We start from the raw sequence: 19,311 nt of genomic DNA, 5'->3' as shown, positions 1-19,311 counted from the left end.
GTCATTCGGCTTGGAGGCGGCTCAGGAGGTCGGCGAGCACCGCCCCACCCGCGACCTGCAGGCGGCGGACCGGACCGGCCTTGGGGACGTCCGCCCCCGCGAGCAGCGCCACCTCCTGCGGGGGGACGCCCGGATGGGTCAGGGTCAGGGTGCCGACCTGCGTGCCCGCCTCGATCGGCGCGGCGAGCGGCCCCTCGAACGTCACCTCGCCGGAGAGCGCCTCGCGCCCCGTGACCGGGAGCAGCAGCGTCACCGCCTCGGCGGGGACGAGGGGCACCGTGGCGGCCTCGCCCATCCACACGTCGGCGTCGACCACCGCCGCCCCGTCGTCGAGGATGGTCGCCTCGGCGAACTGACGGAAGGCCCAGTTGACGAGGCGCTCCGCCTCCTCGGCGCGGGCGGCCTCGGACTGCAGGCCCGAGATCACGAAGGTCACGCGCCGGTCGCCCTGCACCGCCGACCCGACGAGGCCGTAGCCCGCCTCCTGCGTGTGGCCGGTCTTGAGGCCGTCCGCCCCGATGTCGAGCCGCAGCAGCGGGTTGCGGTTGAAGCGGTTGGACGGCGAGCGCCCGTCGAACGCGAACTCGCGCTCGTCGAAGTAGGCGTAGTACTCGGGGAACTCCGTGATCAGCCGCTCGGCGAGGATCGCGAGATCCTCCATCGACATGACGTGCCCCGGCTCGGGCCAGCCGCTGGCGTTCATGAAGGTGGAGTTCATCATGCCCAGCTCGCGCGCCCGCTCGGTCATGAGGCGCGCGAAGCCGTCCTCGGTCCCGTCGGGCGAGAGCGCCTCGCCCAGCACGACGGTCGCGTCGTTGCCCGACAGCACGACGACGCCGCGGATCAGGTCCTCGACGGTCACCCGGTCGCGCGGGTCGAGGAACATGGTCGAGCCGCCGTAGGCCGCCGCCTCCGCCGACACCGGCAGCTCGGTGTCGAGCGAGAGCCGTCCGTCCTTGAGCGCCTCGAACGTCATGTTGAGCGTCATCAGCTTCGACATGGAGGCCGGCGGCAGGGGGATGTCCGCGTTCTTCGACAGCAGCACCTGCCCGGTGTTGTGGTCGACGACGATCGCGCTGGAGGCGCTGGTCTGGAACTCCTGCGCCACCGCCGGAAGGGCGAGCAGCAGGGCGGTCACGGTGGCGCAGATGGCGTGCATTGAAATCTCCGGATTGCAGGTCCGGGGCGATATAGGGTGTCAGCCCCGGACGGGATAGGCGTCGCCGAAGCCCAAGGCCTGGACCTTGCGGATCACCGCCGCCCGGTCGCGGGCGGACATCGACGGCCCGACGAACACGCGCCAGAAGGTGCGGCCCCGGATGGTGTCCTGCGCCACGGTCGGCACGATCCCCGCGCCGCGCAGCGCGGTCGCGGTGTTGCGGGCGTTCTGCTCCTCCGAGAAGTAGCCGATCTGGACGAACGGCTTGTCGAGCGGCGACGCGCCCCGGTCGAGCGGCGCATCGAGGGCGGGCGCGAGCGGCGCGGTCGAGGGCTCCAGCGCGGCCGTCTCGACCGGGTCCGGCGCGACGGCGACCTCGGGGGCGGCGAGCGGCGCGGCGTCCGCCCCGGCATCGGCCACGGCGGCGTCGATGGCCGCGACGTCCATGTCGGGCAGAGCCGCGGCGTCCTTGGCGTCGGGCGTGCCCTCGGGCACCTCCTCGCGGCGGAGCGCCACCACGGAGACCGGCCCCACGGCCCCGGCGGAGAGGCCCAGCGCGGCGGCGGCGTCGGACGAGAGCTGCAGCGGCGGGCCGGTGACCTCCCGGTCGCGCTTGAACAGCGCGCCGATCACGAACTTGCCCGTCGCCTCGTTGCGGATGATGACGCGCTCGGGATCCTCGACGCCCGGCGCGGCGACCCAGACGCCGCCCAGCGAGGGCCGGCCGTCCCAGACGCCGCGATCCTCCATGGAGAAGACCTGCGGCGCCTCGACGTCGCGCTCCACCAGCCGGACGCTGTCGCCCGCCGAGAGGGTGCCGTCGTCGGCCCGGTCGCCCCGGCTCACGAGGTCGGCGGGGTTGCAGGCCGCGAGGCCGCACAGGATGAGGGAGGGGGCCAAGGCCCGGATTGCCTGTCGCATGTCGCCTCTGCACTGCCCGTTCGGACCCCTTGAGGGGCCTCGTTGGGCGAAACGCTAGCGCGCGGGGGGCGACCTGTGAACCCCTCCCCTCCCCCTGCGCGCGCATCGGCGGGGACCCGTGGCCTGCTTGCCCTCCGGCGGCCCAGTCCCTAGGCCGCGCCCCATGACCGCGCCCCGCCTGACCGACAGCCACTGCCACCTCGACTTCCCGGACTTCGAGGACGTGGGCGACGTCGTCGCGCGCGCCGCCGCAGCCGGGGTGCACCGGATGGTGACGATCTGCACCAAGCTCCGCGCCGCAGGCGCGGTGCGCGCCCTCGCCGATGCGCACTGCCCCGTGTTCTGGGCGGCGGGCACCCATCCCATGAGCGCCGCCGACGAGCCGATGGCCTCCGTGGACGAGCTCGTGGCGCTGGCGGCGCATCCGAAGATGGTCGGGATCGGGGAGACGGGGCTTGACTACCACTACACCGCCGACAGCGCCGCGGTGCAGCAGGAGAGCCTGCGCGTCCACATCGAGGCGGCGCGGGTCACGGGCCTGCCGCTCATCATCCACGCGCGGGACGCCGACGACGACATGGCGCGCATCCTGTCCGAGGAGCACCGCGCCGGGGCCTATGGCTGCGTGATGCACTGCTTCTCGTCGGGCCGCGCGCTGGCCGAGGCGGCGCTCGACCTCGGGTTCTACCTGTCGATGTCGGGCATCGCGGCCTTCCCGAAGTCGGCCGACCTGCGCGCGATCTTCGCGGACGCGCCGCTCGACCGGTTGCTGGTCGAGACGGACGCGCCCTACCTCGCCCCGCCCCCGCACCGGGGGAAGCGGAACGAGCCGGCCTTCGCGGCCCATACCGCCGCGGTCGGCGCCGAGGTGTTCGGCTTGTCGGCGGAGGCCTTCGCGGCGGCGACGGAGCGGAATTTCGAGCGCCTGTTCGCCAAGGCGGCCTGAGCCGTCCCCCGTGATGAACGGTTGCCGCCACCCCCGGCCCGCGCCATGACCGGCCCATGACGCTTCGCTTCACGATCCTCGGCTGCGGCTCGTCCGGTGGCGTCCCGCGCCTCGGCGGGCCGGACGGGCACGGGGGCTGGGGCGCGTGCGACCCGGCGGAGCCGCGGAACCGCCGGTCCCGCTGCGCGATGCTGATCGAGCGGGACGGCGCCGAGGGCACGACCCGCGTGCTGATCGACACCGGCCCGGACCTGCGCGCGCAACTGCTGAAGGCGGGCGTCGGCGCGCTGGACGGCGTGGTCTGGACCCACGCCCATGCCGACCACGTGCACGGGATCGACGACCTGCGGATGATCGTGATTGCGATGCGCCGCCGCCTGCCCGGCTGGTGCGACGACGCGACCTTCGGGCAGCTCGTCCACCGCTTCGCCTACATCTTCGAGACGCCCGAGGGCTCGTCCTACCCGCCCCTGATCGAGCGCCGGCCCATCGAGGGCGACGTCGTGGTCGAGGGCGCGGGGGGGCCGATCACCCTCACCCCGGTGCCGGTGCATCACGGCGAGATCGACGCGCTCGGCTTCCGCGTGGGCGGCCTCGCCTACATCCCCGACTTCCACGACGTCCCGACCGCGTCGCTGCCGCTCCTCGAGGGGCTGGACGTGTGGATCCTCGACGCGCTCCGCCGGGCGCCGCACCCGTCGCATCTCAACCTCGAGCAGGCGCTGGGGTGGATCGAGCGGGTCGCGCCCCGCCGCGCGGTGCTGACGGACCTGCACAACGACCTCGACTACGCCACCCTGTCGGCGGAGACGCCCGCCCACGTGGAGGTCGCCTACGACGGGATGACGGTGACGCTCGACTGAGACCGCCGGGGTCTCCGCCCCGGCCCCCCGAGGTATCTCGGCCATGACGAGGGCGGGGGCTCGTCGGGAGGCCCGCCATGCTCGACGTCCTCGCGGTCACGGTCCCGGTCTTCCTGCTGATCGGGGCGGGCTACCTCGCCGTATGGCGGGGGCTCTTCTCGCAGGGGCAGGTCGACGGGCTGATGGTGTTCACCCAGCGCTTCGCCATCCCCTGCCTGCTGTTCCTCGCGATGACGCGCCTCGACCTGTCGGCGGGGTTCGACCTCGCGCTGCTCGCGGCCTACTACTCCGGCTCCCTCGCCTGCTTCGCGTTGGGCATCCTCGGCACGCGCCTCTGGCTCCGGCGCGGCTGGGAGGACGCGGTGGCGGTGGGCTTCGCGGCGATGTTCGCGAACACCGTGCTGCTCGGCCTGCCCATCGCCGAGCGGGCCTACGGGACCGACAGCCTCGCGCCGAACTTCGCGATCATCGCGCTGCACGCGGCGTTCTGCTACCTCGTCGGCATCTCCACGATGGAGGCCGTGCGCGCTGGCGGCGGGGGCCTCGCGGCGGGGCTGCGGACCGTGGCGCGCAAGCTGTCGCGCAACGCGCTGATGCTCGGCGTGGCGGCCGGGATCGCGGCGAACCTCTCGGGCCTCGCCCTGCCCCGCCTCGTGGAGGAGCCGGTCCAGCTCGTCGCCTCCGCTGCCCTGCCCGTCGCGCTGTTCGGGCTGGGCGGCGTCCTCGTGCAGTACCGTCCGGAGGGCGACGCGCGCGGCATCCTCCTCGTGTGCGGCGTGGCGCTGATCGTCCATCCCGCGTGGACGTGGGGCATGGCCGCCCTGCTCGGCCTGTCGGACGCCGCCACGCGCGCGGCGGTGCTGACGGCGGCGATGGCGCCCGGCGTCAACAGCTACCTCTTCGCCGCGATGGAGGGCCGCGCCGTGCGGATCAGCGCGTCGAGCGTCCTGATCGGGACGGGCGCCAGCGTGGCGACGGTGAGCGGGTGGCTCTGGCTCTTGGGCTAGTCGCGGGCGAGCAGGATCGGTGCGAAGGTCTCCTCGCGGGCTACGGCGGATCCGGCCGACGACCACGCGGACGGCCCGAGGAGGAACTCCTTGTCCATCTCCCACGAGACGAAGAGCGGGATCATCTCCGGCTCGGTCCACGCGCCGGGGTCGAGCTCCGCGATCCAGTCCGGCTTGGGCGCCGGCACCGGCGAGGCGGGCAGGCCCGCGCAGAAGGGCTGCGAGCTGATCCAGCGCCGCATGTCCTCGCGCTTGCGGCGGGAGTGGAACGGCCCCCAGTCGGCGGCCACGCCTCGCCAGTTGCGCGCCACGACGTTGTCGCGCGGGATGGTCACGTTCAGGATGCGCACCGCGCAGGACATGTTCAGCACGCCGTCCTTCAGCGCGTCGCCCGTCCGCGCCTGGCAGCCGTAGCCGCGCGCCGTGGCGGGCAGGATCTGCACTAGGCCGTACCACAGGCCGCCGCCGCCGACGGCGCGGGGGTCGTAGGTGCTCTCGTGCTTGGCGAGGGTCGAGAGCAGGCCCGCCCAGAACGCCTTGCGCTCCCACTCGGAGGCGTCCGGATAGGCCGGGCACCAAGCGTCGATGTCGTCGGGGACGGTCTGCGTGAGCTTCTGCCCGTGGCTGTCGATGGCGCGCATGATGGCGCGGGTCCAGCGCGAGGAGCCTCGGACGTGGTCCCAGCGCAGGTCCGGCATCGGCTCGGCGCGGGGGCGCGCGATCGGGCGGGCGGAGGCGAGGATGGGCGCCGGGGCGGCCGTCGCGGCCGCGAAGCCGTTGGCCACGAAGGCGGTCTGCTGCGCGATCGCCGGAAGCGACCCCATGGCGGTGGCGCTCGCCACGCAGGCGGCCGTGCCCCAGCGGGCGGCCTTGGCTAGCAGTCGTCTCATCAGTCCCCCCGGACGTCTCTCGGACCGGTCCCTCGCCCGAAGGCGGAGCCGGCCTCTCGGCCCGCAGGGTAGCCCGGTCGTCCTAGCGATCAACCGGAACGGGTTCCCCACGATTCCCTGCCCCCTACCATGTCGCTGGACATGGCTGCAAAAGGTGCGCCGTCGCCCGGCCGGACACGCAGTGTTCCGCCGGGGGGCGCCGCGGCTTGCCGCCCCCGTCCGCGCGGCCTAATCGGGGCCCCGACAGTCCCGGAGGCCGCCATGCTCGACCACACGATGCCCCTGCCCACGCCCAAGACCATCGCGGGCGACAAGCACGACTGGGAACTCGTCATCGGGATGGAGGTCCACGCGCAGGTCTCGTCCAACGCCAAGCTCTTCTCCGGCGCCTCCACCCGCTTCGGCGCGGAGCCGAACAGCAACGTGGCCTTCGTGGACGCGGGCATGCCGGGGATGCTGCCGGTCATCAACGAGTTCTGCGTGGCGCAGGCGGTCCGCACCGGCCTCGGCCTCAGGGCCGGGATCAACCTGCGCTCGGCCTTCGATCGCAAGAACTACTTCTACCCCGACCTGCCGCAGGGCTATCAGATCAGCCAGCTCTACCACCCCATCGTCGGCGAGGGGGAGGTGCTGGTGGAGCTGGGCGACGGCACGGCGCGCACCGTCCGCATCGAGCGCATCCATCTGGAACAGGACGCGGGCAAGTCGATCCACGACATGGACCCGGCCGCGTCCTTCGTGGACCTCAACCGCACGGGCGTGGCGCTCATGGAGATCGTCTCGCGCCCCGACATCCGCGGCCCGGAGGAGGCGGCGGCCTACATCGTCAAGCTGCGCCAGATCATGCGCTACCTCGGCACCTGCGACGGCAACATGCAGAACGGCAACCTGCGCGCGGACGTGAACGTCTCGGTCTGCCGTCCGGGCCAGTACGAGAAGTATCAGGAGACGCAGGACTTCTCCCATCTCGGCACGCGCTGCGAGATCAAGAACATGAACTCGATGCGATTCATCCAGCAGGCCATCGACGTCGAGGCCCGGCGCCAGATCGCCATCCTCGAGGGCGGCGGCGCGGTGGTGCAGGAGACGCGGCTCTACGATCCCGACCGGGGCGAGACGCGGTCCATGCGCTCCAAGGAGGAGGCGCACGACTACCGCTACTTCCCCGACCCCGACCTCCTGCCCTTGGAGATCGAGCAGGATTGGGTGGACGACATCGCCGCCGCCCTGCCTGAGTTGCCCGACGCCAAGAAGGCGCGGTTCGTGTCGGACTTCGGCCTGTCGGACTACGACGCGAGCGTGCTGACGGCGGACACCGAGGACGCCGCCTTCTTCGAGGCGGTCGCGGCCGAGGCCGGCAACGGCAAGCTCGCCGCCAACTGGGTCATCAACGACCTCTTCGGGCGGCTGAAGAAGGACGACCGCGGCATCGCCGACAGCCCCGTCTCGCCCGCGCAGCTGGGCGCGATCATCCGGCTGATCACCTCGGACGCCATTTCCGGCAAGATCGCCAAGGACCTCTTCGAGATCGTCTACACCGAGGGCGGCGACCCCGAGGCGATCGTCGACGAGCGCGGCATGCGGCAGGTCACCGACACCGGCGCCATCGACGCCGCCGTGGACGAGATCGTCGCCACCAACCCCGCGCAGGTCGAGAAGGCCCGCGCGAACCCCAAGCTGGCGGGCTGGTTCGTCGGCCAGGTGATGAAGGCCACGGGCGGCAAGGCGAACCCCAAGGCGGTGGACGCGGCGGTGCGGGCGAAGCTCGGCCTCTAGGGGCCGCGCGTTTCCCCGCCGCGAACGATCCGTCCGCGCGATGGACCGCGACTTCGCCAAGACCCTGCCGTAATCTCGCCGCATGAGCGACACGACCGACAGCCCCGCCCCGCAGACCCATGAATACCGCGTCGTCCCCGCTCCCCGCCGGGGCGAACGGGCGCGCGGGGTCCGGACCGGCGAGGGACGCTTCGCCCTCGCCTTGAGCCGGGTCGTCAACCACATGGCCGAGAGCGGGTGGGAGTTCGTCCGCACCGACACCCTCCCCTGCGAGGAGCGCGTCGGCCTGACCCAGACGACGGTGCGCCATCATTCGATGCTGGTGTTCCGCCGCCCCCTGCCCGGTGCCGTCGCGCAGGCCCCGCAGGCCGTCCCCGCGCCCCCTGTCGAGGCGCGCGCCGCCCTGACGGAGCCGCCCGCGAACGCGGTCGCCGCGCCCGCGGCCCCCGTCGCCGCGCGCCGCTTCTGGACCGGCCGCGGCGGCCCGGCCCCTCGTCCCGCCGCCGAGGCCGTGTCCCGGCCCGTCGCCGTCCCGCGCCCCGCCACGCCGCCCGCCCGTCGCGAGGATCCGGCTTGGGCCGGGTTCGCCGACGCGGAGATGCACGGGGACGACGAGCGCGTGATCGACCTGCTCGCCGCCCGGTCCGGCCGCATCGCCGCCGAGTAGCCTAGGCCGAGAGGTCCAGCGACAGCGCGTGGATGCGGCCCACCACGTCGCCCAGCGCGGCGTGGACCATCCGGTGACGCTGCACCCGGCCCACGCCCTCGAAGCGCGGCGTCGCCAGCGCCACGTGCCAGTGGCTCTCGCCGGACCCGTCGTCGCCCGCATGGCCCGCATGCAGGTGCGACTGGTTCACGACCTCCAGCCGGGTCGGCTGCAGGGCCTGCAACCGCTCGCGCATCTCTGCTTCGATGGACATTTCGCCTCGCTCCCTCTTCCCTCTGCGGGTCCGATGATTAATCTGTCGCCTCCCCGGCGGGACACCCCCCCGCGCAGAACGACGGAGCCCCCCGCATGGACAAGTTCGACCCCAGCCAGTTCGACATGCGCGTGTCCACCGCCAAGAAGCGGCAGACCAAGGGACGCCGTGGGATGTCGGGGGCGGTCGAGACGTCGCAGCGGGTTTGCGACAAGGAGGGCTGCGAAGAGCGGGGGCTCTACCGCGCGCCCAAGTCGCGGGACTCGAAGGACGACTGGTGGTGGTTCTGCCAGACCCACGTCCGCGAGTACAACCAGAAGTGGAACTTCTTCGAGGGCCAGACCGAGGCCGAGCTGGAGGCCGCGATGGCCTCGGAGAAGGGGCCGACCCGCCCCTTCCGCAAGTCCGTCGAGGAGCGGGCGTGGGCGCGGCTCGGCATCGAGGACGCGCATCAGGTGCTGGGCGGGAACGCGACGCAGAACCCCGGCCGCGAGGCCGTGGGCCGCCGCCTCCCGCCGACCGAGCGCAAGGCCATCGACATCCTCGAGGCCAAGGACACCGCGACCAAGGCCGAGATCCGCAAGGCCTACAAGAAGCTGATCAAGGTGCTGCACCCCGACATGAACGGCGGCGACCGCAGCCAGGAGGAGCAGCTCTCCGAGGTCGTGTGGGCGTGGGACCAGATCAAGGACAGCCGCAACTTCAAGTAGCGGCCGTCCCCCTGACCCACGGGGCCGCGCTCAGCGGTCGAACGTCTCCAGCTCGAACACGGCGTTGCAGGTGCTGCCGTCGTGCGTGCCGACCCAGAAGTCGAAGATGCCGTCCTGCGGCCGCGTCAGGACGATGCGCGCGTCCAAGCGGCTGTCCGCGTTGTCGTCGTCGTCGTAGAACCACGACTCCGCGCCGGTGTTCATCACGAGCACGCTGTCGCATTCCGAGTAGACGCTCGCCACGAGGCGGTAGGGCCGCAGGCCCGAAAGGGTGATCGTGAAGTCAGGACGCACCGGCACGTAGCCGCGCCCCCGGTCCGATCCGAAGGGCAGCTTGCAACGCGAGACCTCCTGGTCCCCGCCGGCGAGGATCGGGAAGCGCTTGGCGGCCCAGAGGTCCTTGCCGGAGAAGCTGGCCTGCTGGCCGTTGAAGCTCCAGTCCGGGCAGGCGTGGGCCGCTCCCGCGACGAGGAGCGCGAGGGCGGCGAGCGTGAATTTCATGACGGAACCTCCGGGCTGCGGTGAATGGCCGGAGGATGGCCGCCCGCGACCGTCGGTCGCAAGCGTTAACGCGACGGGAGCGCCCCGAAGGGCGCCCCCGCGTCTCGTGGGATCACTCGGCGGCGTCGATCCGCGGCGGCACGTCGGCCTCCGCCGCATCCGTGGCCTCGGTGTCCGCCGGCGCGTCCGGCGCGTCCCCGAGGTCGAGGCCGCCCAGCCCCTTCTCCATCGACACGCCGAGCTCCTCGCCCAGCTTGCGCAGCGCGGGCATCTGCACCGCCATCCCCATGATCGAGTCGAGCGCCTGGTTCACGACGGGCTTACCGCCCTCGTTCGCCGCGCCGCCGCCGGTGGACCCGTTCAGCCCCCCGACCTGGTGGATGCGGATCGAGTCGATCTTCTCGGCGGGCTTGACCATCTGCTCGACGATGCCCGGCATCGCCTCCAGCCGCGCGAGCTGCAGCTTCATCTGGATGATCGCGTCCGACAGCGCGTTCTCGGCGGCGACGATCTTCTCCCGTCCCTCCGCCTCGGCCAGCATGTCGGCCTTCTTCGCCTCGGCCTTGATCGTCACGGCGTCCGCCTCGGCGCGGGCCTCCTCGCGGCGGGCCTCGGCCCGGTCCTCCGCGGCCTCGCGCTCGGCCTGCGCCTCCAGCCGCACGCGCGTGGCCTCGCGCTCGGCCTCCCGCTGCGCCTCGATCAAGGCGATGCGCTTCTCCCGCTCGGCCTGCTCGACCTCGCGCGAGGTGATCACGCTCTCCTTGGCCTTCTCGGCCTCGGCCCGGGCGAGGTCGGCGCTGGCCCGCGCCCGGCTCTCCTCCTCGGACTTCTGGTTGACGATGATCTGGCGCTCCTGCTCCGCCACCTCGACGGCGCGGTCGCGGTCGATCTCGGCGGCGCGGATGGCCTGCTCGCGCAGCACGCGGGCGGCCTCGGATTCGCGCATCGAATCCTCGCGCCGCCGCGCCAGCTCGGCCGCCTGCGCGGCCTGCAGCGTCTCGACCTCCTGGATCTGCGCGATCCGCGCCGCCTGCTCGTCGCGCTCGATCTCCAAGGACCGCTTCGCCGCCGTCAGCGCCGCCTGCTTCACGGCCACCTCGGCGTCCGCGTCGATCTCCGCGCGCTCCTTCTTGGACTTGGCGATCACCTCGGCCAGCTTGCGCATGCCGACCGCGTTGAACGCGTTGTTCTCGTCGAGCGCCTCGAACGGCGTCTGGTCCAGCGCGGTCAGCGACACCGACTCCAGCCCCAGCCCGTTCTTGAGCAGGTCCTCGGTGACGGCGTTCTGCACCTCCTGCACGAAGTCCGAGCGGTTCTCGTGCAGCTCGTCCATCGTCATCTGCGCCGCGACCGACCGCAGGCCGTCGATCAGCTTGCCCTCGATCATCTCGCGCAGCTGCTCGACGTCGAAGGTGCGGTCGCCCAAGGTCTGCGCCGCGCGCGAGATGCCGTCCTCGGTCGGCGACACGGAGACGTAGAACTCGACGCCCACGTCCACGCGCATCCGGTCCTTGGTGATCAGCGCCCCCTCTCCGGTGCGCGACACCTCCAAACGGAGGGTCTTCATGTTCACCTTGGCGATCTCGTGGAACAGCGGGAACACGGTCGTGCCCCCGTCCACGATGACCTTCTTGCCCCCGAGGCCCGTGCGGACCAGCGCCTCCTCCCGCGAGGTGCGGCGGTAGAGCCGGGCGATCACGATCCCGACGAAGATCAGGAACGCGACGACGATCGCGGCTAGGATCAGTACTTCCATGATGGTCTCCCTCTCAATCCAGTGACACGACCCGCAGGGCGTCGGCCCGCCGGTCCCAGACGGTGAGCACCTCGGCCCCCCGCGAAATCTCGTCCGCGTCGCGCAGCGGCTCGGCGCGGACGTAATGGGTGTTGCCGTGGCGGTCGGTGACCCGCACCTCGGCGGCCCGGCCCCGGCGCATGGTGCCCTGCGTCACGCGCCCCCGCCGCCGCGCGAGTTGTCGCGGGGTGACCGACGCGGTCTCCAGCTGCGGCACCGCGCGGGCGAAGGCGCCCGAGAAGGTCCGCGTGAAGAGGATGCCGACCGCGCCCGCCGCCGGGACGACCAGCCAGAGCGGCCAAGGCCCGGTGAACTGCAGCGCGATGCCCGTGATGCCGAAGCCGGTGAGCAGCGCGGCGAACCAGATCAGGAAGGGCACCCGCCCGAAGCCGGTCCAGCCCATGCCCGCCACGCCGTCCACGCCCTCCACCTCGGCCTCCACGTCGCCGATCTCGAAGGCCTCGGGCGCCGCGGCGCCGACCTCCAGCGCCTCGATCTCGCCCATCTCCAGCTCGGGCACCTCGAACGCCGCATCCGGCCCGTCCGGCTCGGCCATCAGCGAGCCGCCGACGGCGAGCATCACCACCTCGAGCAGGAGCAGGAGGCAGAGGATCGCCACGGCGGTGGCGAAGGGGGCGAAGGGCGGCGATAGCAGCGTGTCGAGCATGATCCTCTCGTGCCCGCGCGTGGGGGCGCGCGGAAGGCGAAGGCGTGGCGATTTGGGTGGGCGCGGCCTCGCGCCGGCCCACATGTGGGGATCGCGCAACCGCGTTCAACCATATGTTGCATGGATGACACGGCGATCACGGGAGGGGCGAGCCGACGGTCCGCGCAACGAGAACGGGCGCCCCGAGGGGCGCCCGCATCGTCGGGAAGGGAGGTCCCCGCCTCAGGCGGTCTCCTCCTCCATCTTGTCGATCTCGGCCTGCAGGTCGTCCTTGGAGACGGTCTTGTCCGTCACCTTGGCCTGCTCGAGGATGTGGTCGATCACCTTGTCCTCGAAGAGCGGGGCGCGGAGCTGCTGCTGCGCGCCTTGGTTGGTGCGCACGAACTCGAAGAACTCGCGCTCCTGCCCCGGATACTGGCGGGCCTGGTTCATGATCGCTTGGGTCATCTCGGCGTCGGACACCTCGACCTTCGCCTGCTGGCCGATCTCGGCGAGCAGCAGGCCGAGGCGCACGCGGCGCTCGGCCAAGGCGCGGTGCTCGTCCGTCGCCTCGATCGCGCCGTGGTCGTGGCCCTGCACCTCCGGGTGCTCCTCGTGCCAAAGCTGGTGGGCGATCTGGTTGGCCTCCGCGTCGACGAGCGAGGGCGGCAGGTCGAAGTCCACCTTGCCGTCGAGCGCGTCGAGCAGGCGGCGCTTCACCACCTGACGCGCGGCGCCCTGATACTCCTGCACGAGCCGGTCGGAGATCTGCTTCTTCAGGCCGTCGAGGTCCTCGGCCCCGAACCGCTTCGCGAGCTCGTCGTCGAGCTTGGCGTCGACGGGCTTCTTCACCTCCTTGACGGTGCACTCGAACTTCGCCGCCTTCCCGGCGAGGTGCTCGGCCTGATACTCCTCGGGGAAGGAGACCTCGACGACCTTCTCCTCGCCCTTCTTGGCCCCGACGAGCTGCTCCTCGAAGCCCGGGATGAAGGAGTTGGAGCCCAGCACCAGCGGGTAGTCCTCGGCGGTGCCGCCCTCGAAGTACTCGCCATCGACGGAGCCCTTGAAGTCGATGACCACCTGGTCGCCGTCGGCGGCCTTGCCGCCCTTCTTCGTCTCGTAGGACTTCGCGGTGGCGGCCAGCTGCTCCAGCGCCTCGGTCACGTCCGCCTCGGCGGGCTCGACCACCAGGCGCTCCAGCTCGACGTCGGACAGGTCGATCTCGGGGACGTCCGGCAGGGCCTCGTAGGTGAGCGCGACCTCCACGTCGTCGCCCTCCTTCCAGTCCTGGTTCGTCATCTCGATCTTCGGCTGCATCGCCGGGCGGTCGCCCGACTCCTCGAAGTGCTTCTGCGTGGCGCCGTCGATGCTCTCCTGCATCGCCTCGCCCAACAGGCGCTGGCCGAACTGCTTCTTGAGCAGCGCCATCGGCACCTTGCCCTTGCGGAAGCCCTTCATCTCGATGGTGGGCTGCGCCTCGGCCAGCTTGCCGTCGACGGCGGCGGCCAGGTCGGCGGCGGGCACGGTGATGGTGTAGCCGCGCTTGAGGCCGTCGTTCAGGGTCTCGGTGACCTGCATGTGTGTTCCCCTCGGATGTGGCGTGCCGGGGGTCGCTCCCCCGGACCGGAGGGGGCACCCCCCGGAAAATCCGCGCCCTTCTAGGGAGGGGCCGATGGGGGCGCAAGGCGGGGACGGCGGCCCCTAGTAGATGTAGCGGATCTGATCCCCCCAGAACCGCTCCGTCCGTCGCAGCGTGTCGGTCACCCCGATCAGCATCGCGTCGTCGAGCACGCCCGTCTCCTTGGCGGACGCCGCCTGCCCCGCGAAGAGCGCGGCCACCGCGTCGCGCACGCCGCGGCCCTTCTCGGTCAGCCGCACCCGCACCGCGCGGCGGTCGATCTGGCATTTCTCGTGGTGCATGTAGCCCAGCTCGACCAGCTTCTTGAGGTTGTAGGAGACGTTGGAGCCTTGGTAGTAGCCCCGGCTCTTCAGCTCGCCCGCCGTCACCTCGTGGTCGCCCACGTTGTGCAGCAGCAGCCCCTGCACCGCGTTGATCTCCAAGAGGCCCAGCCGCTCGAACTCGTCCTTCACGACGTCGAGCAGGAGGCGGTGCAGGCGCTCGATCAGCTGCAGCATGTCGCCGTAGCCCGACTGGAAGTCGTGGACGCGGCGGGGGGCGAGGGTCTCGATGCGGGACATGGGCAGGCTCCGGCGGCAGAACAGATGCCGAACCTTTGCCTCGCCTTTTCCTAAGATCGGGTTAGCGCGTGGCGGAGATGCGGCGAAACCGTGTCACCGCTCCGCCGCCGGCCGCCGCGCCGACAGTTCCGCGACCAGCGCCGCGTGACCCTCGGGCGGCGCCTCGGCCCCGGACACCCACGCCCAGAGGTCGTGGTCCGACTCGGCCATCAGCGCCTCCAGCCGGTCCATCGCCGCGTGGTCCATGCCTGCCAACTCCGCGTCCGCGTAGCCGCCCAGCACGAGGTCCATCTCCTTGATCCCCCGCCGCCACGCGCGGATGCGCAGGCGCTTGCGCCGGGTCTCCTCGGCCTCGCTCATTCGTCGTCCAGCGAGGCCCGCAGCCGCGCCTCCAGCCGCTCGATCCGCGACACGACCGACGCCGCCTCGCGGTGGAGCGCCGAGATCTCGTCCAAGAGGTCCGCCCCCTCGGGCGTCGTCGCGCTCGGACCGCGGCCCACGCCGGTCATCAGCCACGGCAGCGACACGTTCAGCATCCCCGCCACCATCGACATCCGCGCCGAGCGCGGCTCCGACTGGTCCTGCTCCCACAGCTTGATCGTCCGCAGCTTGACGCCCAGCCGCTCCGCCAGATCCCGCTGCGTGAGACCCGCCGCCTCGCGCGCGCCGGCCAGCCTGTCGCCGAAGGTCGTCTCGTCGGGGGCATACCAGTCGCCGTCGTGCACGGGTCGGTCTCCTGTTGAATGGCCGTCGCGCCCGTTCTACGCGGGGTCGCCCAGAGCCGTAACCCCGGAGCCCGACCCAATGGCCTTCCTCTCCGACACCCTCGCCCGGGTGAAGCCCTCGCCGACCATCGCCGTCACGAACAAGGCGCGGGAGCTGAAGGCCCAAGGCGTCGACGTCATCGGCCTCGGCGCGGGCGAGCCGGACTTCGACACGCCGCAGAACGTCAAGGACGCCGCCGTCGCCGCCATCGCGGCGGGCAAGACGAAGTACACCGCCGTCGACGGCATCCCCGAACTCAAGGCGGCCATCGTCGCCAAGTTCGCGCGCGACAACGGCCTCGACTACGCGCCGTCGCAGGTCAGCGTCGGCACCGGCGGCAAGCAGATCCTCTACAACGCGCTGGTCGCCACCCTGAACCCGGGCGACGAGGTGGTCATCCCCGCCCCCTACTGGGTCTCCTACCCCGACATGGTGCTGCTCGCGGGCGGCACGCCGGTGGCGGTCGAGGCGGGGATCGAGACGAACTTCAAGCTGACGCCCGAGGCGCTGGAGGCGGCGATCACGCCGCGGACCAAGTGGTTCATCTTCAACTCGCCGTCGAACCCCACCGGCGCCGCCTACTCGGCGGAGGAACTGAAGGGCCTGACGGACGTCCTGCTGCGCCACCCCCACGTCTGGGTGATGACCGACGACATGTACGAGCACCTCGTGTTCGACGACTTCGTCTTCGCCACGCCCGCGCAGGTTGAGCCGCAACTCTTCGACCGCACCCTGACGGTGAACGGGGTGTCCAAGGCCTACGCCATGACCGGCTGGCGCATCGGCTACGCCGCCGGTCCCAAGACGCTCATCGCCGCGATGCGCAAGGTCCAGTCCCAGTCCACCTCGAACCCCTGCTCCATCAGCCAGTGGGCGGCGGTCGAGGCGCTGGACGGCACGCAGGACTTCATCCGCCCCAACCAAGACCTCTTCAAGGGCCGCCGCGACCTCGTGGTCGACGGCCTCAACGCCTGCCCCGGCATCGACTGTCCCAAGCCCGAGGGCGCGTTCTACGTCTATCCGTCCATCGCGGGCTGCATCGGCAAGACGTCCAAGGGCGGGACGCAGATCGCGGACGACGAGACCTTCGCTTCCGCGCTGCTGGAGGAGGAGGGCGTCGCCGTCGTGTTCGGCGCGGCTTTCGGCCTCTCGCCCCACTTCCGGGTCTCCTACGCCACCTCCGAGGACCAGCTCACCGAGGCCTGCGCGCGGATCAAGCGGTTCTGCGAGGGGCTGGCGTGAAGCCCGCCCTGCCCCCCTACCACTTCCGCGTGAAGGAGAACGGCGCGCAGGTGTTCCGCGTCGACGCCGAGAACCGGCAGCGGCGGCTGGAGCTGGACCAGATCGCGACGGTGAACGTGAACAACGGCAACGTGAAGCCGCAGGGCGACACGCAGCTCTCCGACGCCGACCGCGCCGCCATCGACGCGTGGCTGGCCGAGCGGCGGGACGTGCTCGCGCGGCGCGCGGACAGCACCGGCGAGGCCGCGCTGGAGGCCATCTCCCTCGCCGCCCAGTGGGCGCAGGCGCAGGCCGACGACGACCAGCTCGACGCCGTGACCGATCGCCTGCTGCTGGCGATGCACGACCTGCGCACCGTCCTCGTCAGGAAGCGAGCGGACCGGGTGCTGGGCGACCGGGAGGGGTGAGCGGCGGGGCGACCCGGAGGAAGCGGACCATCAGGAAACCCGACGCCGCCGCCAGCCCCAGCACCATCCCCGCCCAGATGCCCAGCGCGCCGAGCCCCAGCGCGAAGCCGAGGACCAGCGAGGCGGGGATGCCGATCCCGAAGTAGCTGGCCACGGCCAGCAGCATCGGCACCCGCGTGTCCTGCAGGCCGCGCAGGAAGCCCAAGGCCATCACCTGTACCGCGTCGACCAGCTGGAACACGCCCGCGACGATCACAAGCATCGCGGCGAGGTCCAGCACGGCGTCGGCCGCCGGATCGGAGCGGTCGAGGAACAGCGCCGCGAGGTCGCGCCCCGCCAGCAGGAACACGGCCATCGTCAGCGCCACCACCACCATCGACAGCGCGACGGCCGCCCACGCCGCGCGGCGCAGGTCGTCCGGTGCCCCCGCCCCGAAGGCGCGGCCCACGCGGACCGTCGCGGCCTGCGACAGGCCCAGATGGATCACGAAGGAGGCCGAGGCGATCTGCAGCGCGATCCCGTGCGCGGCCAAGGGGATCGTCCCCAGCGCCCCCATCATCAGCGCCGCGCCGAAGAACAGCGACGTCTCCGCCACCCCGGTCAGCCCGATGGGCCAGCCCAGCCGCGCGATCCGGCCCAGCAGCTCGGGGTCGGGGCGCCACGGGTTCCGGAACAGCCGGTAGGCCGCCATCCCCGGCCCCTTCGCCGCGTAGAGGGCCAGCACGACGGTCGCGGTCGCGTGGGCGAAGACGGAGGCCACGGCCGCCCCGCGCAGCCCCAGTTCGGGGAACCCGAGGTTGCCGAAGATCAGGAGCCAGTTCACCCCCACGTTCAGCGCCGCCGCCGCGAGCGTGGCCCACAGCACGATGCGCGTCCGCTCCAAGGCGCTGAGATGGGAGCGCAGGCATTGCGTGATCAGGGCGGGCAGCATGCCGACGCCCGCGATGATCAGGTAGTCCGCCGCGTCCGCCGCCAGCCGGTCCCCCTGCTGCGCCAAGCGGAACAGCGGCTCGGACAGCACGAACACCGGATAGACCGCCACGGCGAAGCCCACCGACCACCACGCCGCCATGCGCGTCGCCCGGCGCGGCGTGGTCGTGTCGCCGCGCCCCTCGGCGTCCGCCACGAGCGACATCGCCGCGAAGGCGAAGCCCGACCCGAGGATGAAGAGCGAGAACCAAGACGAATGCGCCAGCGCGCTCGCCGCCAAGGCCTCCGCCGAGTAGCGGCCCAGCATCGCGGTGTCGGTTATGCCGATCAGGATCTGCGCGAGGAAGCTGCCCACTAGCGGCAGGCCCAGCGTCAGCGTGCGCCTCAGGTGGTGGGGATACGGCTCGGCCATGCTCCGCCCGTGGACCCCCGCCCCGCACGGGTCAACACGCATCCTGCGCGATCGCGCCGGATCGCGCCCGTCAGGTCAGGTCGCGCGTCCGGTTGTGCAGCACGATCAGCGCCGCCCGCTGCTCCGCCAGCAGGTCGCGCGCCTCCGGGTCGGCGGCGGCGGCCACCGCGTCGTCGTAGAGGTCGATGGTCCGCTCCTCGCCCATCACGACCGGCCCGAGCACGCCCGGCCCGATCCCGGTGAGCGCCGCGCGGGTGCGGATGATGGCGCGCTGGAGCCACGCGGCCCAGCGGCTGCCCCCGCGCGGGGACTCGCCCCAGCGGATCGCGAGCAGGCTCAGGGCGTCGCGATGGGCGAGGTGCATCGTCCGCCAGTCCAAGAGCAGGCGGTCCACCTCCGGGCGGGCGCGGGGCACCATCTCGGCGTAGCCCGCCAAGGCGAAGTCGATCTGCGCCAGCAGCCGCTCCAGCGCCTCGGCGAACGCCTCGCGTGCGGCGACGTCGCCCTCGATCGCGTCCGTCCCCCCCTTGGGGTTGGGCGCCAGTTGCGCGGGCGAGGCGGGCAGTTCGTCCATGCCCCCAGTGTGGGTCAGCGCGCGTGCATATCCAATGCGGCGGATAGCTCCGCGGCCAAGGCCGCCGCGCCCGCCGCGTCGCGCTCCGCGAGCGCGTGCAGCCCGGTGAGGTCGGACTGGAAGCGGCGCGCCAGCGCGGCGGGGTCGTGGCGCGCCGCCACCTCGCCCGCCGCCTGCGCGCGCGCGAACACGGCCGCGAACCGCGTCTCCGCCTCCGCGAGCAGCTCCGCCGCCCGGGCCGAAAGGGGCGCCCGCCCCGCCCCCGTCTCCAGCAGCGTCTTGACCAGCAGGCACGACCGCGCGGGCCCCTCCGCGGGCCAAGCGGCCGCCTCGAGCAGCGCCCGCAGCGCCCCGAGGGGGCCATGCGCCGCCTCCGCCGCCGCGAGCGCCGCCGCCTGCTCGGCCGCGTGGCGGTCGAGCGCCGCGCGGAAGAGCCCCTCCTTCGAGCCGAACGCCGCGTAGAGACTGCCCGGCCGGAGGTCCAAGGCGTCCGAGAGGTCCCGCGTCGACGTCCCCGCCCACCCCTTCTCCCAGAACAGGGCGCGGGCGACCACGTCGTCGCGGTCGAAGGCGGGGGTCCGGGGCATTCGCTTCACCGTTACTTGATCGAACGTTCAATATTTAATCTTGAACGCTCGCTCAATCAAG

General features: G+C 72.1%; 22 protein-coding genes. 8 read left to right on the top strand and 14 right to left on the bottom strand.

Translation table 11 applies throughout. The annotated features are described in order from the left end of the window. Position 1: 1 nt before the first annotated feature. Together JQC91_RS14535 and JQC91_RS14530 are read right to left on the bottom strand one after the other, a co-directional pair. The gene (locus tag JQC91_RS14535; protein WP_203287906.1) at positions 2 to 1,159 is read right to left on the bottom strand and encodes a D-alanyl-D-alanine carboxypeptidase family protein; all 1,158 of its coding nucleotides are present in this window, start codon (positions 1,157 to 1,159) and stop codon (positions 2 to 4) included. A gap of 39 nt (positions 1,160 to 1,198) precedes the next feature. Then, entirely contained in the window at positions 1,199 to 2,080 is an 882-nt protein-coding gene (locus JQC91_RS14530) for an SPOR domain-containing protein (RefSeq protein WP_203287903.1), read from the bottom strand. A 163-nt stretch (positions 2,081 to 2,243) separates the two neighbouring features. Between JQC91_RS14530 and JQC91_RS14525 the strand changes: the two genes are divergently transcribed. The 3 genes from JQC91_RS14525 to JQC91_RS14515 all read left to right on the top strand — a co-directional run bounded on the left by JQC91_RS14525 (position 2,244) and on the right by JQC91_RS14515 (position 4,896). Continuing rightward, on the top strand, positions 2,244 to 3,026 hold the full coding sequence (locus JQC91_RS14525; protein WP_203287901.1) for a TatD family hydrolase: 783 nt from the start codon (positions 2,244 to 2,246) through the stop codon (positions 3,024 to 3,026). 56 nt (positions 3,027 to 3,082) lie between these two features. After that, entirely contained in the window at positions 3,083 to 3,889 is an 807-nt protein-coding gene (locus JQC91_RS14520) for an MBL fold metallo-hydrolase (RefSeq protein ID WP_203287899.1), read from the top strand. A 77-nt stretch (positions 3,890 to 3,966) separates the two neighbouring features. Then, a complete protein-coding gene (locus JQC91_RS14515) occupies positions 3,967 to 4,896 on the top strand; it encodes an AEC family transporter (RefSeq protein WP_203287897.1) in 930 nt (309 codons plus the stop codon). Here the strand turns inward: JQC91_RS14515 and JQC91_RS14510 are convergent. Then, positions 4,893 to 5,786 (bottom strand): transglycosylase SLT domain-containing protein, encoded by an 894-nt coding sequence (locus JQC91_RS14510; RefSeq protein ID WP_203287895.1) that lies wholly within the window; start codon positions 5,784 to 5,786, stop codon positions 4,893 to 4,895. The two genes, JQC91_RS14515 and JQC91_RS14510, sit on opposite strands and share 4 nt — an antisense overlap. Before the next feature lie 261 nt (positions 5,787 to 6,047). Here JQC91_RS14510 and gatB point away from each other — a divergent pair, with 261 nt between their 5' ends. Both gatB and JQC91_RS14500 read left to right on the top strand, forming a co-directional pair. Then, positions 6,048 to 7,562, top strand: coding sequence for an Asp-tRNA(Asn)/Glu-tRNA(Gln) amidotransferase subunit GatB (gatB, locus tag JQC91_RS14505; RefSeq protein WP_203287893.1), 1,515 nt, complete (start codon positions 6,048 to 6,050; stop codon positions 7,560 to 7,562). An 82-nt stretch (positions 7,563 to 7,644) separates the two neighbouring features. Then, positions 7,645 to 8,229 (top strand): DUF4177 domain-containing protein, encoded by a 585-nt coding sequence (locus JQC91_RS14500; protein ID WP_203287891.1) that lies wholly within the window; start codon positions 7,645 to 7,647, stop codon positions 8,227 to 8,229. A 1-nt stretch (position 8,230) separates the two neighbouring features. Here JQC91_RS14500 and JQC91_RS14495 read toward each other — a convergent pair whose 3' ends face one another. After that, positions 8,231 to 8,482, bottom strand: a complete 252-nt coding sequence (locus JQC91_RS14495) for a BolA family protein (RefSeq protein WP_203287889.1) — start codon at positions 8,480 to 8,482, stop codon at positions 8,231 to 8,233. Positions 8,483 to 8,577: 95 nt separating this feature from the next. Here JQC91_RS14495 and JQC91_RS14490 point away from each other — a divergent pair, with 95 nt between their 5' ends. Then, the gene (locus tag JQC91_RS14490; RefSeq protein ID WP_203287887.1) at positions 8,578 to 9,192 is read left to right on the top strand and encodes a J domain-containing protein; all 615 of its coding nucleotides are present in this window, start codon (positions 8,578 to 8,580) and stop codon (positions 9,190 to 9,192) included. 30 nt (positions 9,193 to 9,222) lie between these two features. Here the strand turns inward: JQC91_RS14490 and JQC91_RS14485 are convergent, their stop codons facing one another. The 7 genes from JQC91_RS14485 to JQC91_RS14455 form a co-directional block, all read right to left on the bottom strand. Then, on the bottom strand, positions 9,223 to 9,693 hold the full coding sequence (locus JQC91_RS14485; RefSeq protein ID WP_203287885.1) for a hypothetical protein: 471 nt from the start codon (positions 9,691 to 9,693) through the stop codon (positions 9,223 to 9,225). A 112-nt stretch (positions 9,694 to 9,805) separates the two neighbouring features. After that, positions 9,806 to 11,449, bottom strand: a complete 1,644-nt coding sequence (locus tag JQC91_RS14480; protein WP_203287883.1) for a flotillin domain-containing protein — start codon at positions 11,447 to 11,449, stop codon at positions 9,806 to 9,808. 13 nt (positions 11,450 to 11,462) lie between these two features. Further along, entirely contained in the window at positions 11,463 to 12,155 is a 693-nt protein-coding gene (locus tag JQC91_RS14475; protein ID WP_203287881.1) for an OB-fold-containig protein, read from the bottom strand. A 222-nt stretch (positions 12,156 to 12,377) separates the two neighbouring features. Further along, positions 12,378 to 13,712, bottom strand: coding sequence for a trigger factor (gene tig / locus JQC91_RS14470; protein ID WP_203287878.1), 1,335 nt, complete (start codon positions 13,710 to 13,712; stop codon positions 12,378 to 12,380). Positions 13,713 to 13,835: 123 nt separating this feature from the next. After that, positions 13,836 to 14,270 (bottom strand): MarR family transcriptional regulator, encoded by a 435-nt coding sequence (locus JQC91_RS14465; protein ID WP_238941597.1) that lies wholly within the window; start codon positions 14,268 to 14,270, stop codon positions 13,836 to 13,838. Between the two features lie 156 nt (positions 14,271 to 14,426). After that, the gene (locus JQC91_RS14460; RefSeq protein WP_203287874.1) at positions 14,427 to 14,693 is read right to left on the bottom strand and encodes a succinate dehydrogenase assembly factor 2; all 267 of its coding nucleotides are present in this window, start codon (positions 14,691 to 14,693) and stop codon (positions 14,427 to 14,429) included. Then, on the bottom strand, positions 14,690 to 15,058 hold the full coding sequence (locus JQC91_RS14455) for a helix-turn-helix domain-containing protein (protein ID WP_203287872.1): 369 nt from the start codon (positions 15,056 to 15,058) through the stop codon (positions 14,690 to 14,692). The genes JQC91_RS14460 and JQC91_RS14455 overlap by 4 nt, the downstream gene beginning before the upstream one ends. A gap of 79 nt (positions 15,059 to 15,137) precedes the next feature. Here JQC91_RS14455 and JQC91_RS14450 point away from each other — a divergent pair, with 79 nt between their 5' ends. Both JQC91_RS14450 and JQC91_RS14445 read left to right on the top strand, forming a co-directional pair. Then, entirely contained in the window at positions 15,138 to 16,340 is a 1,203-nt protein-coding gene (locus JQC91_RS14450) for a pyridoxal phosphate-dependent aminotransferase (RefSeq protein WP_203287870.1), read from the top strand. Next, on the top strand, positions 16,337 to 16,747 hold the full coding sequence (locus JQC91_RS14445) for a hypothetical protein (RefSeq protein WP_203287868.1): 411 nt from the start codon (positions 16,337 to 16,339) through the stop codon (positions 16,745 to 16,747). Before JQC91_RS14450 ends, JQC91_RS14445 begins: the two co-directional genes overlap by 4 nt. Here JQC91_RS14445 and JQC91_RS14440 read toward each other — a convergent pair. From JQC91_RS14440 to JQC91_RS14430, 3 genes are all read right to left on the bottom strand, one after another. Beyond that, positions 16,704 to 18,089 (bottom strand): MATE family efflux transporter, encoded by a 1,386-nt coding sequence (locus tag JQC91_RS14440; RefSeq protein ID WP_203287866.1) that lies wholly within the window; start codon positions 18,087 to 18,089, stop codon positions 16,704 to 16,706. The two genes, JQC91_RS14445 and JQC91_RS14440, sit on opposite strands and share 44 nt — an antisense overlap. A gap of 70 nt (positions 18,090 to 18,159) precedes the next feature. Next, entirely contained in the window at positions 18,160 to 18,663 is a 504-nt protein-coding gene (locus tag JQC91_RS14435; protein WP_203287864.1) for a hypothetical protein, read from the bottom strand. A 14-nt stretch (positions 18,664 to 18,677) separates the two neighbouring features. Continuing rightward, entirely contained in the window at positions 18,678 to 19,250 is a 573-nt protein-coding gene (locus JQC91_RS14430; RefSeq protein ID WP_203287862.1) for a TetR/AcrR family transcriptional regulator, read from the bottom strand. Between the last annotated feature and the right edge of the window lie 61 nt (positions 19,251 to 19,311).

This window comes from Jannaschia sp. Os4 (assembly GCF_016820245.1).
In the GTDB taxonomy this organism is placed as follows: domain Bacteria; phylum Pseudomonadota; class Alphaproteobacteria; order Rhodobacterales; family Rhodobacteraceae; genus Jannaschia.
The sequence above is the reverse complement of the archived record's forward strand: the minus strand, read 5'-3'. Positions and strand labels throughout refer to the sequence as shown.

What these genes read in the sequence shown, in the direction of transcription:
- JQC91_RS14500 (WP_203287891.1), top strand. Translation starts at nt 7,645, where the DNA reads ATGAGCGACACGACCGACAGCCCCGCCCCGCAGACCCATGAATACCGC.
- JQC91_RS14495 (WP_203287889.1), bottom strand. Translation starts at nt 8,482, where the DNA reads ATGTCCATCGAAGCAGAGATGCGCGAGCGGTTGCAGGCCCTGCAGCCG.
- JQC91_RS14430 (WP_203287862.1), bottom strand. Translation starts at nt 19,250, where the DNA reads ATGCCCCGGACCCCCGCCTTCGACCGCGACGACGTGGTCGCCCGCGCC.
- JQC91_RS14525 (WP_203287901.1), top strand. Translation starts at nt 2,244, where the DNA reads ATGACCGCGCCCCGCCTGACCGACAGCCACTGCCACCTCGACTTCCCG.
- JQC91_RS14460 (WP_203287874.1), bottom strand. Translation starts at nt 14,693, where the DNA reads ATGAGCGAGGCCGAGGAGACCCGGCGCAAGCGCCTGCGCATCCGCGCG.
- JQC91_RS14480 (WP_203287883.1), bottom strand. Translation starts at nt 11,449, where the DNA reads ATGGAAGTACTGATCCTAGCCGCGATCGTCGTCGCGTTCCTGATCTTC.
- JQC91_RS14510 (WP_203287895.1), bottom strand. Translation starts at nt 5,786, where the DNA reads ATGAGACGACTGCTAGCCAAGGCCGCCCGCTGGGGCACGGCCGCCTGC.
- JQC91_RS14520 (WP_203287899.1), top strand. Translation starts at nt 3,083, where the DNA reads ATGACGCTTCGCTTCACGATCCTCGGCTGCGGCTCGTCCGGTGGCGTC.
- JQC91_RS14530 (WP_203287903.1), bottom strand. Translation starts at nt 2,080, where the DNA reads ATGCGACAGGCAATCCGGGCCTTGGCCCCCTCCCTCATCCTGTGCGGC.
- JQC91_RS14450 (WP_203287870.1), top strand. Translation starts at nt 15,138, where the DNA reads ATGGCCTTCCTCTCCGACACCCTCGCCCGGGTGAAGCCCTCGCCGACC.
- tig (WP_203287878.1), bottom strand. Translation starts at nt 13,712, where the DNA reads ATGCAGGTCACCGAGACCCTGAACGACGGCCTCAAGCGCGGCTACACC.
- JQC91_RS14485 (WP_203287885.1), bottom strand. Translation starts at nt 9,693, where the DNA reads ATGAAATTCACGCTCGCCGCCCTCGCGCTCCTCGTCGCGGGAGCGGCC.
- gatB (WP_203287893.1), top strand. Translation starts at nt 6,048, where the DNA reads ATGCTCGACCACACGATGCCCCTGCCCACGCCCAAGACCATCGCGGGC.
- JQC91_RS14440 (WP_203287866.1), bottom strand. Translation starts at nt 18,089, where the DNA reads ATGGCCGAGCCGTATCCCCACCACCTGAGGCGCACGCTGACGCTGGGC.
- JQC91_RS14490 (WP_203287887.1), top strand. Translation starts at nt 8,578, where the DNA reads ATGGACAAGTTCGACCCCAGCCAGTTCGACATGCGCGTGTCCACCGCC.
- JQC91_RS14515 (WP_203287897.1), top strand. Translation starts at nt 3,967, where the DNA reads ATGCTCGACGTCCTCGCGGTCACGGTCCCGGTCTTCCTGCTGATCGGG.
- JQC91_RS14465 (WP_238941597.1), bottom strand. Translation starts at nt 14,270, where the DNA reads ATGCTGCAGCTGATCGAGCGCCTGCACCGCCTCCTGCTCGACGTCGTG.
- JQC91_RS14475 (WP_203287881.1), bottom strand. Translation starts at nt 12,155, where the DNA reads ATGCTCGACACGCTGCTATCGCCGCCCTTCGCCCCCTTCGCCACCGCC.
- JQC91_RS14435 (WP_203287864.1), bottom strand. Translation starts at nt 18,663, where the DNA reads ATGGACGAACTGCCCGCCTCGCCCGCGCAACTGGCGCCCAACCCCAAG.
- JQC91_RS14535 (WP_203287906.1), bottom strand. Translation starts at nt 1,159, where the DNA reads ATGCACGCCATCTGCGCCACCGTGACCGCCCTGCTGCTCGCCCTTCCG.